The following is a 14,468-nucleotide window of genomic DNA, read 5'->3' as shown; positions in this document are numbered from 1 at the left end:
GTCTTCACACCCTCTCCAAAATATGCACCGTTGAATACGAACCTGTGCCGCCCAAATTTTGAGCCAATGCAAGCCTTGCCCCATCCACTTGGTTCGGTGCAGTACCACGAAGTTGCCGGACAAGGTGATATATCTGCGCGATTCCTGTCGCACCAATCGGATGGCCACGTGACAGCAAGCCACCACTCGTATTGACCGGCTTGTCTCCAGTCGATTTCGTCCGTCCCTCTTCGACCGCTTTCCATCCTTCGCGTTTGTTGAAGAAGCCCAATTCCTCGATGGCGAGCACTTCCGTCATCGAAAAGCAGTCATGGATTTCTACGACATCGATATCTTCTGGCCCAACACCCGCTTTTTCATAAGCGAGGCGGCCCGATTCCCTGATGGCCGGGATGGATAACAGATCATCAGCGTCCTGCATTTGCGTAGGGCCCGAGCTTTGGGCGGATGAACGGATATGCACGCCCGATTTCTTCTTCGAAATGACGAGCGCAGCTGCACCGTCCGTCATCGGCGAGCAGTCGAACAGGCCTAACGGATTCGTAATGATGCGCGCATTCATAATTTCATCGAGCGTCGCAGGTTTCTGGAATTGCGCGAGCGGATTATTGAGTGCATGCTCGCGGTTCTTCAAGGCTACCATCGCCAAATGTTTTTTCGATGCGCCTGTTTCATAAAAGTACCGGTTTGCCAAGACGCCGAAAAAGCCTGGGAACGTCAATCCCGCCTGCTTTTCATTCGAATCGTTGTCCATTGCTGCATTGATTGCCTGTGTCACTTCGGAAGTGGACGCATGCTTCATCTTTTCCACCCCCGCAACAAGCACCGTTTCATATTCACCGCTCAAGATGCCCATGATGCCTTGCCGCAATGCAATTCCACCCGAAGCGCAAGCCCCTTCGACCTTCGCTGTCGGAATGAATCCTAGCCCCAATTCATTGGCGACGATCGCACCAAGGATTTCCTGGTTATAGATGGCGCCTCCCATGAAGTTCCCTACATAGACAGCATCGACTTTCGGATTGCCGGCATCCTCTAATGCCTTGATGCATGCCTCCAACAATAATTCCTTCATTGACTTGTCGACGAACGTACCGAATTGCGTCATTCCGATTCCATGGACATATACATTCGTCATGCCTTGACCTCCTCATGCTTGCTCCGGAGTTCCCGTTTTAGGATTTTTCCGTACGAGCTCTTTGGCAGTTCATCCACGATATGAATCTCTTTCGGCTTTTTAAAGCTTGCCATGTTTTCGATGCATAAGGCGATAAGCTCCTCTTCCGTCACTTCCACCGTGCCGTTCAAGACGACGTAGGCGATGACATTCTCTCCCCACTTCTCGTCTGGCACGCCGATGACGCAAGTCTCCTTCACGCCGTTATGCAAGTTAAGCACTTCCTCCACTTCACGCGGATAGATATTGACGCCTCCCGAAATGATGACGTCCTTTTTGCGGTCGACGATATGAAGATACCCTTCGGCGCTCTTCCAACCGAGATCGCCTGTATGGAGCCATCCGTCCTTCAATGTCTCTTCCGTCGCCTGCTTATTATTCCAATAGCCTTGCATGACGAGAGATCCTTTGCAGATGATTTCGCCCACTTCTCCGTCAGCGACTTCATTCCCTTCGTCATCGACAATCTTCATATCGACGAAGAGCCCTGTGCGGCCGCATGATTCCAGCCTGTTGCTCATTTCGTTCTTCGGCATCATTGTAATGCACATCGGTGCTTCGACTTGTCCGTATGTTTGGGCGAAAATCGGTCCGACGAGCGACAATGCCTGTTCTAGCTTGCTAGCTGCAATCGCAGAACCTGCCATATTGATCGTTTTCAGCGTCGACAGTTTCACCGGGTTAAAATTCGGGTGTTGGATCATCAAGTTCACCATCGTCGGCACAAGGAAAATCGTCGATACTCGCTCCCTCGCCAAGTCATTGACGAATTCTTCCGGTTCGAATTTATCGAATACGACTTGCGTCAATCCATACAGCCAGGCGACATGCGAAAGGAAGTTACTGCCGTGTGTCAATGGCGCGACATGCCCGATGATGTCGTCATAGTCCGTACCACAAGCGACGGCAAGCGACAAAGCACCCGATATCATATTGCGGTGTGACAGCATGACGCCTTTCGGATTGCCCGTCGTTCCCGATGTATACATGATCGCGAACAGATCGTCTTCCCCGATTTCTTCTATATATTGTTTTCCGAGGTGTGCTTTTACGGCTTGCTCATAGTCCTCTCCAATTTTCAGTACGGCGACATCCGTTCCAATTGGTTCAATCAATTCCGCATCCCCGATGACAAGGCACACATCGGCATCTTTCAGCATGTAGTTATGCTCTTTCGGATGTAGCCGATAATTTAATGGGACTTTAATGACGCCCGTGAGCGCTGTAGCGACGTCAAGTTCAATATGCTCAAGTCGATTTGCCATAAGGATACCGACACGGTCACCTTTCTTCAGCCCTGTTTCATGGAAATAGGCTGTCAGGGCGAAAACCCGCTCCATCATTTCCCGATATGTAAGTAACCGATCCTTATCCTTCACAGCCACCTTGTCCGGATAAGCGATGGCCGATTTCATTGCTAACTTCCCCAATGTTTCCATGCCCCTCACTCCTTCTCCCTAAATTGAAATACAGGAATGCCATAAATCTCATCCAGCCCCCGTTGCATACGGATGCCGTTCAATGGTAAGAGGGCAAACTCAATCGTGACGGCGACCGGATTCTTGCCGTCGATGAAATGCCCACCGTTCAAATTCTTATTACAGTCGACGAACATCCCGTGGAAATGGACTTCAAGCTTACCTTCCATGTCGAGACCGACAAAGCCGGTCCCCGACAGCAATTCAACCGGCGTATCTGTTACGGTTTCCGATGAATAGTACAGCGTGTTATCTTCTTTTCGATCCAATTGGACATATGTTGCGTACTCAAGCGACCCCAGACATTGAAATTGCGCTGCCTCCACCCCGAACTCCTTGCAGACGCCTTTGATCCCTTCAAACAGATCGATGCCTTTCATGAATCGCCCGGCAATCCGATCTGACTTCCTGTCATGCACGGCTTGTATCCGCTTATCCAAAGCTATAACCTCCATCGACCTTCAACACTTGGCCGGTCGTATATCCCGATTCCGGCAATGCGAAATAGAGGACGGCTTCCGCAATATCGGCAGGAGTCCCCATCCGTTTGACGGCTTGCTGGCTGACGTCATATGGAACGCCAGAAGTGATTCCCGTCTCGGTTGCCCCCGGTGCCACTGAATTGCAAGTAATGCTGAGGGAACCCAATTCCTTTGCCGCCCATTTCGTCAAGGCGATGACCGCCCCTTTCGATGCTGCGTATGCCGGACCGGATCGTCCATTAGCGTCATCTCCCGAAGTGACACCGCCATTAATTCCTGAGATGGAACTGATATTGATGATCCGTCCATACTTCTGATCGATCATATGCGGGTAAATGACCGCCTGCATGAACAGGAATGCAGCTTTCACATTCGTGTCCATATCACGGTCCCAAATATCGAGCGGAGTATTGTCGATTCCGAGCCTTCCGCAAGTCCCTGCATTGTTCACTAAAATATGCAGTTCCCCGAATGAATCTGAGGCACGTGCGACAGCGGCTTTGACGAATTCGGGATCTCGGATGTCGCCTAGACATTCCAACAATTTCGAGTCCGGATACTCCGATTGGATGGATTCGATTGTTTTACTGCAAGGATTCAAATCGATCAGGACGAGATTCGCGCCTTCTCTAGCAAGACGGACGGCGGACTCGGCTCCTATGCCGCTCGCCGCTCCCGTTATGATTGCTGTTTGCCCCTTAAGTTTCATGCCAAACTCCCCCTATTTGACGTTTAATAAATCCGGCAAAAATGTAGATATTTGCGGTACGAAGGTAATTAGCAGCAGAATGATGATCGAAGAAACGATGAACGGCATAACCCCTATCGATAACCTGCCGATCGATGTCCCCGAAATGCCCGCCGCGACAAATAAGTTCAAGCCTACAGGCGGTGTGAAGAGTCCGATTGCCAAGTTGACTGTCATGAAGACACCGAAAACGGTCGGATCGACATCCATGAAGAGCATGATCGGCAATAGAATCGGAATGAAAATATAGTACGCGGAAATTGCATCGATGAACATTCCTGCAATCAACAGTAATACGTTGACAAGCAATAGGATGATGATCGGGTTTTCCGAAATACCGAGCATCGCACTGGAAATCTGTCTCGCAATCTGCTCCGTCGTAATGATATACGCATAGACGGATGCCGCACTTACGATGAACATGACGGTCGCTGTCTGTACCGATGCTGCGACTAAAATATCGTATAGTTTCTTCAAGTTCAGTTCACGATAGATGACGAAGCCGACGAATAGACCGTAAAAAACTGCGACTACTGCAGCTTCTGTCGGTGTGAAATATCCGCCATAGATCCCACCTAAAATGATAATAGGTATCATTAATCCCCAAAAAGCACTTACAAACGCTCTCAAACGCTCTTTACCTGTTGCCTTCTCTCGAACAAACCCTTCAATAGGGCCTTCCGTCCGTTCCTGTTTCCACCTGACATACATTGCAGCAAGAATGAATCCGCCGCCAAGCAATAATCCCGGGATGATGCCCGCAATGAATAATCGTCCAATCGATACCGGTATCTGGTCGCCAGCAACTACGGCAAACACGATGAAAGCGATACTTGGAGGAATGATGATACCAATCGCGCCTGAACTTGCCACTAGTCCTCCAGCCGTCTCTTTCTTATAACCGTTCTTCACCATTGCCGGAATGAGAATTCCACCGATTGCAGCAACTGTCGCTGGGCCCGATCCTGAAATCGCGGCAAAGAATATCGCCGTCATGACAGTGACGAAAACGATTCCACTCTTCCGATGGCCGACCAACGTTTGTGCAAACTCAATCAGCCTTTTCGAAATGCCAGCCTGTTCCATGATGACTCCCGCCAAAATGAAAAACGGAATCGCAAGCAACGTGAACTTCGACACGCTTGAATACATGATATCAGCGACCAATTCAAGGCCGAACATCCCGCTGCCCGTGAACAGTACAGCAATGGATGAAATGGCAAGCGCCACCGCGATCGGCAGCCGAAGCATGACGAGCAAGAAAAACAGACCAAATAATATTAAAGCCATCATAGCGCCTGCTCCCCTTTCCCATTTTGCTCACGGTACTCTTTGATCGTCGCTTGCACAGTCCTGAACAGGCACAAAGCCGCTCCAATCGGCATTGCCATGGAGAATATCCATTGCGGCCATCCGAGTGCAGGTGTTTTCTGGCCCATTTGCACTTGGAATAAAAGCATTTGAATCCCGAAATAGACAAGAATGACAAATAAAAGCGACATCAAGACGCCAACGAGAATCGTAATGATGTTTTTCACAACTACATTCGCTAAATCATAAATCAATGTAAAGCCTAGGTGTGCGTATTGGCGCACACCTATGGCTGTCCCGACAAACGTAAGTGCTACGAACAAGTTCACTGTGATTTCCTCGGCAAAGGAAAACGAATAGCCTAAGAATCCCCTTGAAACTATGTTGACAAAAGCGATTGTGGACATGATGGACAAAACGATTACAACAATCCACTCTTCTAATCTGCTAATCACTCTCTCCATTCATGTTCCCTCCACTTATTGATCTTGGAACGCTTTCAGCAAATCTTCGCCCCAGATGTCTTTGTATTTTTCGTATAGCGGTTGAACAGCAGCTTTGAATTCTTCCATTTCCGCTTCAGTCGGCTCATAAAATTGCATGCCGGCAGCTTTCAACTCTTCAATTTGCTTCGACTCTTTTTCGCGTGCAAGCACGATTTGGTAAGCCGCGGCTTCTTTTCCGAGTTTCTTGAACAGCTCTTGGTCTTCCTTGCTCATCGAGTCAAATAGCTTCTTGTTAATGCCAAGCACTAGCGGGTCATATGAATAGTTCCATTGCGTCAAATAATCTTGGACTTCATTCAGCTTGGAAGAATGGATGACGTCAATCGGATTTTCCTGCCCGTGGATTGTGCCTTGCTGCAGTGATGTGAACACTTCAGAGAATGCCATTGTCGTTGGGTCCGCACCTAATGCACGATACAAATCCGTGTACATGTTAATGCCTGGTATACGGATTTTCATGCCTTTCATATCTGCAGGCGATTTGATTTCATGCTTGCTGTTCGTCACTTGACGGAAGCCGTTTTCGCCAAATCCAAGCAATTCTACGCCTTTTTCATTAAGGATTTCACCGATCATTTCACCGCCCTTGCCACTGAACACTTTATCCGCTTCCGCATGTTCACTGAACAGGAATGGAGCACTCGGAACCCCGAATCGGTCATCAAGGATGGAGTAAATAATTGTGGAGTGCAAGCTTAAATCGGTCTGCCCTTTCGCCAGTAGCTCGACACCTTTCCCTTGGTCCCCGCCCGATAACTGTTCATTCGGGAACACTTCGATATTGACCCTGCCGTCTGTTTCATCCTTCATGTCATTGGCGAGTTTCTCCGCTGCTTTGTACCAAGTGGATGAGTCATTCACCGTTACGGACATTTTCAAATTGTATTTTTTGTCGCTCGATGCGCTGCCTGAATCATCTTTTGAACATGCACCAAGCATAAGCATTGCGGTTAACCCGATTGCACCTAAAATTCTTCCCTTTTTCATCTTCATTTCATTTCCCTCCATTAGTTCCTATTATTTTTTCGTGAATAAAATCGACTACATGCAGCGCGCGGGCAGTTCCGGACAAACCTTCCCTTTCTACGCCGACTTTCATTTGAAGCAGACACCCTGGATTCGTCGTTATGATCGTCGTTGCCTGAACCCGTTTCACCTCTTCCATTTTCGAACCGAGAATCCGTGATGCCATTTCTGGTTGAAGTAAATTATAGATACCTGCGGAACCGCAGCATAAATGCGCACCGGGCATTTCCACAAATAAACTGCCTTTGGCTGCTTTCAAAATCTCCCTCGGCTCATCCTTCACACCGTTCACATTTCGTAAATGGCACGAATCCTGGTAAGTGACGATTTCAGTTGCTTCGGTCGGCGGTTGTTTCACCAGCTCATCCACAATGCCAAGCTTCACGAGCAGCGAGGAAATATCAATCTGTTTTTCAACGAATTGACGTGCCAATGTATGCAACGTCGGATTCTCTTCAAACAGCCTGTCATACTCGGACAAGAATGCCCCGCAACCACCGGCATTGTTGACGATATAATCGATACCTTTGAGGGCGAATGCTTCCAGATTCGCTTTCGCGTTCCTTCTCGCCCGTTCCATTTCACCGCTATGCCCTTGCAAAGCTCCGCAGCATTGCTGATTTTTCGGAATGACCACTTCACAGCCGAGCATGTTCAACAGTTCGATCGTATTCCGGTTCGTCTCCTGAAACATCGTATCCATGAGGCAGCCCGCGAAGAAGGCGACCTTTGTTTTCTTTTCGGTTGGCGTCTCTAGTGCCCTCCGCTTCTTCGGCGGGTCGGGCAGCGACATTTCCATCTCTTTCATGAATGGCGGGAAGAGCTCGAGGAATCCGACTTTCCGCACGATTTTCTGCAATCCCGTTTTCTGATAGAATGTCACTAGCTTCACAGCGGTCTTCATTTTCCGCTGGTCAGCGAAAAGATGGTCGAACGCACCTTTCCGGATCGCCTTCTCCTTAAATGACTGCGATTTGACGGAAAGAACCGCCTCGCGCGTCTCTTCGATGAGCGTTCCGTATTGGACACCTGCGGGACAAGCGGGTTCGCACGCCCTGCAGCCAAGGCATAAGTCGAAAGCCTCCTCGATGGACCCGTCCCATTCGACATTGCCGTCGCGCACCGCTTTCATCAAGGCGATTCTTCCTCGAGGCGACTGGGTTTCGTCATAGTCGGAATGGATATATGTAGGACAGGCCGGCAGACAGAATCCGCAGCGCATGCAATCCATCAGCCTGTTTTCATCGACATGGGTGACGAATGAGTGTCGGATCAGCTCCGCTTGTGCATTACTCATGCTGCACCACTACCCTTTTCTTCGTCGACTTGGCGAATATTTTCCCCGGGTTCATAATATTGAGCGGATCGATTGCCAATTTAATGCTTCTCATCGTGTCCATCCCTGCCTTGCCAATCTTCCATTCCAAATAGGGAGCTTTCATCTCCCCGACTCCATGTTCACCTGTAATGGTTCCGCCAAGTTTGATCGCTTGTTCGAAGATTTCTGCGAACGCCATTTCCACTCTAGCCATTTCTGCATCATCCCGCACATCTGTCAATATGGTCGGATGCAAGTTGCCATCTCCCGCATGTCCGAATGTGCAGATGAGCAGATCGTATTTCAACGCGATTTCCTGGACAGCCTTCACCATCTTCGCAATTTCGGAGCGCGGGACGGTTGCATCCTCAAGAATTGTCGTCGGCCGCTTCCTTGCGAGCGCCGACAAAGCGACCCGGCGTGCGATGCTCAACTGCGCAGCCTCTTCAACAGTCTGCGCCAGCTGCGTCGACGTGGCGCCATGTTCCATGCATAGTTTGTGGACGTGCTCCATATCCTTGTCGACAACCGCCGGATCACCATCCTGTTCGATGAGCAGCATCGCTTCACAATTCGTCGGCAAGCCAATTTTCATGAACTCCTCGACCGCTTCGATCGTTCCTTTATCCATGAACTCAAGTGTCGCAGGCACGATTTTTGCCGCAATAATCGATGAAACTGTCTGTGCCGCCTTTTCAAGCGTGTCGTAGAATACTAACAGCGTCTTTTTCGTCTCGGGTGCAGGGATCAGACCTAATGTAATCTCTACGATGATTCCGAGCGTCCCTTCCGAACCGACGAACAAGCTTGTCAGATCATATCCCGCTACATCCTTCGCAAGCTTTCCGCCTGTTGTCAGCAGCTCCCCGCTCGGCAGGACGATTTTCAATGCCTTCACGTAATCACGGGTGACGCCATATTTCAAACCGCGCAAGCCTCCGGAATTCTCGCTCACATTTCCGCCTATCGTCGAAATGCTCATCGAACTCGGATCGGGCGGATAAAACAACCCTTTTTCTGCAACCATTTCATTAATAGCCTGTGTGATGACACCAGGTTGGACCGTCAACGTCAAATTTTCTACATCCAACTCCAAAATCCGGTTCATCCGGTTGAATAAAACGACCACGCCGCCGGATGTCGGTGTCGTTCCCGCCGCAAGATTCGTCCCGGATCCCCGGGAGACAATAGGAACCCCGTACTCCGCACACACTTTCACAATCTCTTGAATTTCCTCGATTGAAGCAGGAGAAAGGACTATATCCGGCAGTGCCTGAAAATTGGCGGTCGCATCATAGGAATACGCGAGCTTCTGCGCTGTCGATGTCCTCGCATGAGCACTACCCGTGATGGCAATCAATCGTTCTAACACTTGCACATCCATGCAGCAGCCTCCTCTCGAATTCTAATTCTTTGTTTAATTCTAATAGTGCAACGATTGGGATGATATAGGTGCATACACAACATTTGTGTTATATTTCGACATATTTTTGTCTATGCAAACAAAAAACACTAATTATATTGAATAGTATGGCATATAAAAAGGCCCCTTTTGAATTTATTATTCAAAAGGGACCCCCTCACTTCATCTCGTCTAGCAGCCGGATGCCAAGGTAAAGGAGGAGAACATCATGAACTTTCGAAACGGAAAGTCCGGTGAGCTGCTCGACCTTCTGCAGACGATAGGAAAGAGTGTTTTTATGGATATGCAGTTTTTTCGCTGTGTTCTGCATCGATTGATTTTCATTGAACCAAACTTGGAGATTGTGCAGGAGGTCAGGGTCCCCAAGCAGCGGTGCAATCGTCCGCTCGACGAATTCCTTGCGGGTCGATTCTCCGATGCTTTGCAGGATTAGCTCGAAACGAAGCTCGTGTTCAAACAGGACCCGCTTCAGCTTTTTCGAAGCATTCGCCGCCCGCTCCGCTTGTATGAACGACTTGGACAAATCGGAGTACTCCATCTTTCCGCCAATGCCGGCCGCGACGATAATCTTTTTCCTTCTTTTGATGGATAAAAGGAAATAGTCCAGTTCGCTCTTTAATATGTCCTGATTCATGTCTGGCAACAGCAGGAGGATCTTATCTTGCCCCCACCGGATCATTTTTAGATCGGGGTGGATGTTTTGATTGGACATGAAGCTATCCACTTCTTCAATTGTGAATTGGTCCTCCGTGTTCATCACTTCAATGACGACGACTTGCCTATATAGGCTCACTTCGATGCCGAGCACCGCCCCTCTTTCACGAAAGCGTCCATCTTTCTTTGTCGAGGTGAGCCAATCGAACACGAAAAATTCAATGTCGCGCACTTTTTCCTCTTTCTGCTTCCTTTTCATCGCATCTTGGATGAAAAGCTCAGCAACTCGCAGGATGAGTTGCGCCTGCGGATGGATATGCATAGGATCGCCCGTTATTCCGAGCACGGCAATCGGCTCCCCTTCAATTACGATCGGCAGGACGACCCCTTTTCGGACGCCACGCAAAAGGTCCATCTCCTTCTCCGTCATATGGAGGATCTTTTTCTCCCGCAAGCTGAGCAGCGCGCCTTCATGGAATTGGTTGATCCTCTCAGGGTCGGTGCTTGCTTGAATGAAACCACGTCGGTCTGTAAGAATCACTTGTTCCTGTATCAAATTGGAGAGTTCTTCCACAATTTCCTGGCCAAGCGTATCGAATTGAAACACTTTTCCTCTCCCCCAATTGTTTTTCATCTAATCGTATGGGAATTCAGTCGAAACTTCAATGTAAAATAGTGCGAAAATTAACTTTCCGGAAAAATCTTTCGACAAATTTCGCGTTTCCCCATTCTGTGGATAACCTTGTCCACTTCATCCACCGGTCGCCCATTGACTTGGGCGGCTTACAAACATGTTAACCACAACTTATCCACGTTCAACTGTGGATATCGGAACGATTGTTCTCACAATTGAAATTTGGTAAGGTAAATACAGCCAAACTTCAAGATATGCAACCGGAAACGATTTGATGACAAGGAGGAGACACAAATTGTTAAGTATACCGGATGATTTTCTAATGGATTCGTATAAAAAAGCGATTGCGCTGAACCTTTGCCCCCATTTCATCAAGCTTTTGGAAAATGAAATCCGAAGACGCTCAAAGCATTCCCCAAAGTGTGGGAAGGAATCCGCTTATATAGAAAATGAGAGCCCATCCATTCATTGACGGACAAGCTCTCATTCCCTTCTATTTTACTGTCACATCCAGATAGATCCCTTTCTTCAATGCCTTTCCCTTCTTACCCATCCAAACAGGATGGATGATCAGCACATACTTTTTTCCTGAAAGCAATGGTGCTTCAGGAATCACTTCGATTGTCTTGCCATCTTTCACTTCAAAGCGGACATTGCTCTCTTTTCCACCAATTTCAATCAATTGGGCCGATTTGTTTCCAAGTTGCCGCCAATCCATTTCCTTCGTCATGTTGACCGTGAACCTCTTCGTCGTCTTTACATTTTCCAATTTAGGGTATCTGGCATAGTCTTTATATTGCGTAAGTAGCTGCTCGTAATGCGCAGTTATCAATTCTTCGTTTTCCCGCGTCTTTATGTCGGGTGTTACACCGACTTTATCCACAGCAATGCCTTTCGGCGAATAAAAACGGGCAGTCGTCATTTTTAATACACTGCCATCGTTAAAGGCGTACATCGATTGCATGGTCCCTTTTCCATATGTGCTTTCTCCATACAGCGTAGCAGCTTTCTGCTCCTTCAAGTTGACGGCCAGCATTTCGGATGCACTAGCACTGTATTCATTGATGAGCAATGAGACGGGACCGGTAATTTTCTGTTTCTGATTGACGGAAGGATAAATTGCCGGCTTCTTATTTTTCTCGCGAAGTTGGAAGGCCTGTTCGACTCCAGGGAAAAAGCCAGCAATTTCCTGTGCTGCAGTAATATAGCCGCCTCCATTGTTTCGGATATCAACAATGAAACCTTCAGCACCTTTAAGTGAACGAATCGCGTCCCCCATGTCACGGGCGGAATCGGTAGCGAAACTATTCAATCGGATGTAGCCGATATTGCCGCCAAGCATTTCAGACTCGACTGTCGGCAAGTGGATTTCCGCCCTACGTATTGTCATTTTTACCGGTTCTTCTGTCTTTTCCCGTTCTATTGTAAGGGAGACGTCTGTGTTCTCTGTACCGCTGATCAAAGGGACTGCCGCTTGTACGGACTTACCTATCAAAGAAGTCCCGCCGACATGCGTGATGATATCGCCGGGTACTATGCCAGCTTTGAAAGCAGGACCATCTTTAATGACGGAAATCACTTTTATACCGTTCACGCTTTCCTCTAGTACGACGCCGATACCGACGATGCGTTGCTCGATTCCGTTAATGAAGGCTTCGTACTCCAGCTTGGACATGTAAGCGGAATGCGGATCAAGACCATTTGTAATCTCTTTTCCGGTGCTTCTTGATAATACCGAGGCGGGAACATCATCAACATAATAGTCTTTGATTAGCTGCCGAATTTCATCGATGGGTTCTGCAGCGGCTGCAGCCTGATGGATTGGCAGCATGACGAATAGGATGGCGAATAGCATAAAGAATCGTTTCATTTGGTTACGTAGCAAGTCGGGTTCCCCTTTTCTGAATTGAGTTCCTACTATTATACTACCTTCTGACTTAATTCGTAAGTAGTGTTTCGAATGTAAAAAACACCCCTATCATGGCTGATGCGGTGTGTTTTCTAACTACTTATTCATTTCGTTGAGGAATGACTAGTTGTTCATATTGTCGAGTGCATGCCGGATCTTAGTGTATGTTTCAACACCTTACCTGACGCATTCCGCGGAAGTTCATCGAGGAATTCGATTTCAATGGGTATTTTATAGTTAGCAAGATTGCCTGAGCAATGGCTAATTACGTCGGCCTCGGTGAGGGTCTCCCCTTCCTTCACGACTACGTATGCTTTCGGAACTTCGCCTAACACTTCGTGTGGGACACCGACAACTGCCGCTTCAAAGAGTTCTGGAATTTGATAGAGCACTTCTTCCACTTCCACCGGATAGACGTTTTCGCCGCCGCGGATGATCATATCTTTCTTCCGGTCGACGATATAGAGCAGACCGTCATTATCCATTCGACCAAGGTCGCCTGTGTAGAGCCAGCCGTTTTTGATTGCCCGTCTTGTCTCCTCTTCGTCTTTCAAATAGCCTTTCATCACTTGCGGACCGCGCATGACGACTTCCCCGACTTGCCCGGTCGGAAGCGGTTCTCCGAATTCATCGACGATCCGAACTTCTGTCTGTGGCAGCGCTTCACCAACCGAGCCGATTTTTTTGAGGGCGAGATGATCTTTCAGTGTGGAGGCAGCTGGCGAGTTTTCCGTCTGCCCGTATAGGTTCTGCACCTTCACATTCGGGAACGTCTCTTTCAGCTTCTTCAATATTTCATACGGCATCGGCGCAGCTCCGTACCCGAACAGGCGAAGGGATGGCAGTTCGAGCTTCTTTATTTCCGGCAAGTTCAAGATGATTGTATACATGGCCGGCACGCCGAAAAACATGGTCGGGGCGGTTTTTTGCAATAAATCCAGTGTACCTTTTGGAGAAAACGCCTCTTCGATGATGACCGTCCCTCCTTTATACGTGACGGGAATCATGAAAACATGGCAGGCGGCGCAATGGAATAATGGTGTTGAAATAAGCATCCTATCCTCACCTGTAATTGCCATCGCCTCAGACCAGATAGCCGCAGTCGAAATGATATTCTGATGGGTCAGCATAACCCCTTTCGGCTTGCCTGTCGTTCCGGATGTATACATGACGACCGCCGTGTCTTCACCAGTGGGCTCCATTGGCTCAAACTCATCCGCTCCTCCTGCAAACAAGTTCTCCATATTTTCTTGTATCGACAGTTTCTCTTGGAATGAATGCTTAGACTGTTGGACAATGTCTCCCAATCTTTCATCGTAAATTAGCGCTTTAGCTTCTGAATGATTGAAGATGAACTCCACTTCCGGCGGCGCCAGTTTCGTATTGACCGGCATGACGGTGAAGCCACCCATTTGAATGCCGAAATAATAGACAAGAAAGAGATCGGAGTTCAGCGAATAAAGCGCGATGATATCCCCTTTTTCATAGCCTTCCGCTTGAAAATGCCCCGCCACCTTCATGGCTTTTTCATAAAACTCGCCATAGGTCCACTCCCTGCCGTTATATGATGTGAAAACTTTGTCCGGCTGCTGTTTTGCATAATCCCCCAGCACATTTGTCATGAACATGGATACTCTCTCCTTTGCATTGCGTTATTTACTTATATTCTAGCAACCGATTTTTCAGATTACAAGCTATATAATTAATATTCAGATAACAACAGATGTGTCTATTTCTTTTATTCTTCGCGTAAACTGCTAAGGTATATTATTTTTTATTCTGAATGACTGGCGGGAGAGCAA

At 48.2% G+C, this 14,468-nt stretch carries 13 protein-coding genes; 1 reads left to right on the top strand and 12 read right to left on the bottom strand.

The genetic code is table 11. From position 1 onward, the window contains the following. Positions 1-4: 4 nt before the first annotated feature. The 10 genes from M3152_RS03485 to M3152_RS03440 form a co-directional block, all read right to left on the bottom strand. On the bottom strand, positions 5-1,138 hold the full coding sequence (locus M3152_RS03485) for a thiolase C-terminal domain-containing protein (protein WP_251693806.1): 1,134 nt from the start codon (positions 1,136-1,138) through the stop codon (positions 5-7). Next, the gene (locus M3152_RS03480; protein WP_251693805.1) at positions 1,135-2,616 is read right to left on the bottom strand and encodes a class I adenylate-forming enzyme family protein; all 1,482 of its coding nucleotides are present in this window, start codon (positions 2,614-2,616) and stop codon (positions 1,135-1,137) included. The genes M3152_RS03485 and M3152_RS03480 overlap by 4 nt, the downstream gene beginning before the upstream one ends. Before the next feature lie 5 nt (positions 2,617-2,621). Continuing rightward, positions 2,622-3,095 (bottom strand): PPC domain-containing DNA-binding protein, encoded by a 474-nt coding sequence (locus M3152_RS03475; protein WP_251693804.1) that lies wholly within the window; start codon positions 3,093-3,095, stop codon positions 2,622-2,624. Further along, a complete protein-coding gene (locus M3152_RS03470) occupies positions 3,088-3,846 on the bottom strand; it encodes an SDR family NAD(P)-dependent oxidoreductase (RefSeq protein ID WP_251693803.1) in 759 nt (252 codons plus the stop codon). Before M3152_RS03470 ends, M3152_RS03475 begins: the two co-directional genes overlap by 8 nt. Before the next feature lie 12 nt (positions 3,847-3,858). After that, positions 3,859-5,178 carry a TRAP transporter large permease gene (locus M3152_RS03465; protein WP_251693802.1) on the bottom strand — a complete coding sequence of 440 codons (1,320 nt, stop codon included), beginning with the start codon at positions 5,176-5,178 and terminating at the stop codon, positions 3,859-3,861. Further along, positions 5,175-5,660, bottom strand: a complete 486-nt coding sequence (locus M3152_RS03460) for a TRAP transporter small permease (RefSeq protein ID WP_251693801.1) — start codon at positions 5,658-5,660, stop codon at positions 5,175-5,177. The genes M3152_RS03465 and M3152_RS03460 overlap by 4 nt, the downstream gene beginning before the upstream one ends. 15 nt (positions 5,661-5,675) lie before the next feature. Next, positions 5,676-6,695 carry a DctP family TRAP transporter solute-binding subunit gene (locus M3152_RS03455; RefSeq protein WP_251693800.1) on the bottom strand — a complete coding sequence of 340 codons (1,020 nt, stop codon included), beginning with the start codon at positions 6,693-6,695 and terminating at the stop codon, positions 5,676-5,678. Between the two features lies 1 nt (position 6,696). After that, on the bottom strand, positions 6,697-8,025 hold the full coding sequence (locus M3152_RS03450; protein ID WP_251693799.1) for a (Fe-S)-binding protein: 1,329 nt from the start codon (positions 8,023-8,025) through the stop codon (positions 6,697-6,699). After that, entirely contained in the window at positions 8,018-9,430 is a 1,413-nt protein-coding gene (locus M3152_RS03445; RefSeq protein ID WP_251693798.1) for an FAD-linked oxidase C-terminal domain-containing protein, read from the bottom strand. Before M3152_RS03445 ends, M3152_RS03450 begins: the two co-directional genes overlap by 8 nt. Before the next feature lie 196 nt (positions 9,431-9,626). Further along, positions 9,627-10,730 carry a CdaR family transcriptional regulator gene (locus tag M3152_RS03440; protein WP_251693797.1) on the bottom strand — a complete coding sequence of 368 codons (1,104 nt, stop codon included), beginning with the start codon at positions 10,728-10,730 and terminating at the stop codon, positions 9,627-9,629. Positions 10,731-11,031: 301 nt separating this feature from the next. Between M3152_RS03440 and sda the strand changes: the two genes are divergently transcribed. Next, a complete protein-coding gene (gene sda / locus M3152_RS03435) occupies positions 11,032-11,229 on the top strand; it encodes a sporulation histidine kinase inhibitor Sda (RefSeq protein WP_316044280.1) in 198 nt (65 codons plus the stop codon). Positions 11,230-11,250: 21 nt separating this feature from the next. Here sda and M3152_RS03430 read toward each other — a convergent pair whose 3' ends face one another. After that, complete coding sequence (locus tag M3152_RS03430) at positions 11,251-12,642, bottom strand: S41 family peptidase (RefSeq protein WP_251693795.1); 1,392 nt, start codon at positions 12,640-12,642, stop codon at positions 11,251-11,253. Positions 12,643-12,797: 155 nt separating this feature from the next. Beyond that, positions 12,798-14,294 carry a class I adenylate-forming enzyme family protein gene (locus M3152_RS03425; RefSeq protein ID WP_251693794.1) on the bottom strand — a complete coding sequence of 499 codons (1,497 nt, stop codon included), beginning with the start codon at positions 14,292-14,294 and terminating at the stop codon, positions 12,798-12,800. Positions 14,295-14,468: the final 174 nt, after the last annotated feature.

The organism is Sporosarcina luteola, from assembly GCF_023715245.1.
Lineage (GTDB): Bacteria > Bacillota > Bacilli > Bacillales_A > Planococcaceae > Sporosarcina > Sporosarcina luteola_C.
Note: the sequence above shows the minus strand (reverse complement) of the source record. Positions and strands in the feature narration are given on the sequence as shown.

What these genes read in the sequence shown, in the direction of transcription:
- M3152_RS03470 (WP_251693803.1), bottom strand. Translation starts at nt 3,846, where the DNA reads ATGAAACTTAAGGGGCAAACAGCAATCATAACGGGAGCGGCGAGCGGC.
- M3152_RS03480 (WP_251693805.1), bottom strand. Translation starts at nt 2,616, where the DNA reads ATGGAAACATTGGGGAAGTTAGCAATGAAATCGGCCATCGCTTATCCG.
- M3152_RS03445 (WP_251693798.1), bottom strand. Translation starts at nt 9,430, where the DNA reads ATGGATGTGCAAGTGTTAGAACGATTGATTGCCATCACGGGTAGTGCT.
- M3152_RS03425 (WP_251693794.1), bottom strand. Translation starts at nt 14,294, where the DNA reads ATGTTCATGACAAATGTGCTGGGGGATTATGCAAAACAGCAGCCGGAC.
- sda (WP_316044280.1), top strand. Translation starts at nt 11,032, where the DNA reads ATGACAAGGAGGAGACACAAATTGTTAAGTATACCGGATGATTTTCTA.
- M3152_RS03460 (WP_251693801.1), bottom strand. Translation starts at nt 5,660, where the DNA reads ATGGAGAGAGTGATTAGCAGATTAGAAGAGTGGATTGTTGTAATCGTT.
- M3152_RS03485 (WP_251693806.1), bottom strand. Translation starts at nt 1,138, where the DNA reads ATGACGAATGTATATGTCCATGGAATCGGAATGACGCAATTCGGTACG.
- M3152_RS03450 (WP_251693799.1), bottom strand. Translation starts at nt 8,025, where the DNA reads ATGAGTAATGCACAAGCGGAGCTGATCCGACACTCATTCGTCACCCAT.
- M3152_RS03465 (WP_251693802.1), bottom strand. Translation starts at nt 5,178, where the DNA reads ATGATGGCTTTAATATTATTTGGTCTGTTTTTCTTGCTCGTCATGCTT.
- M3152_RS03455 (WP_251693800.1), bottom strand. Translation starts at nt 6,695, where the DNA reads ATGAAGATGAAAAAGGGAAGAATTTTAGGTGCAATCGGGTTAACCGCA.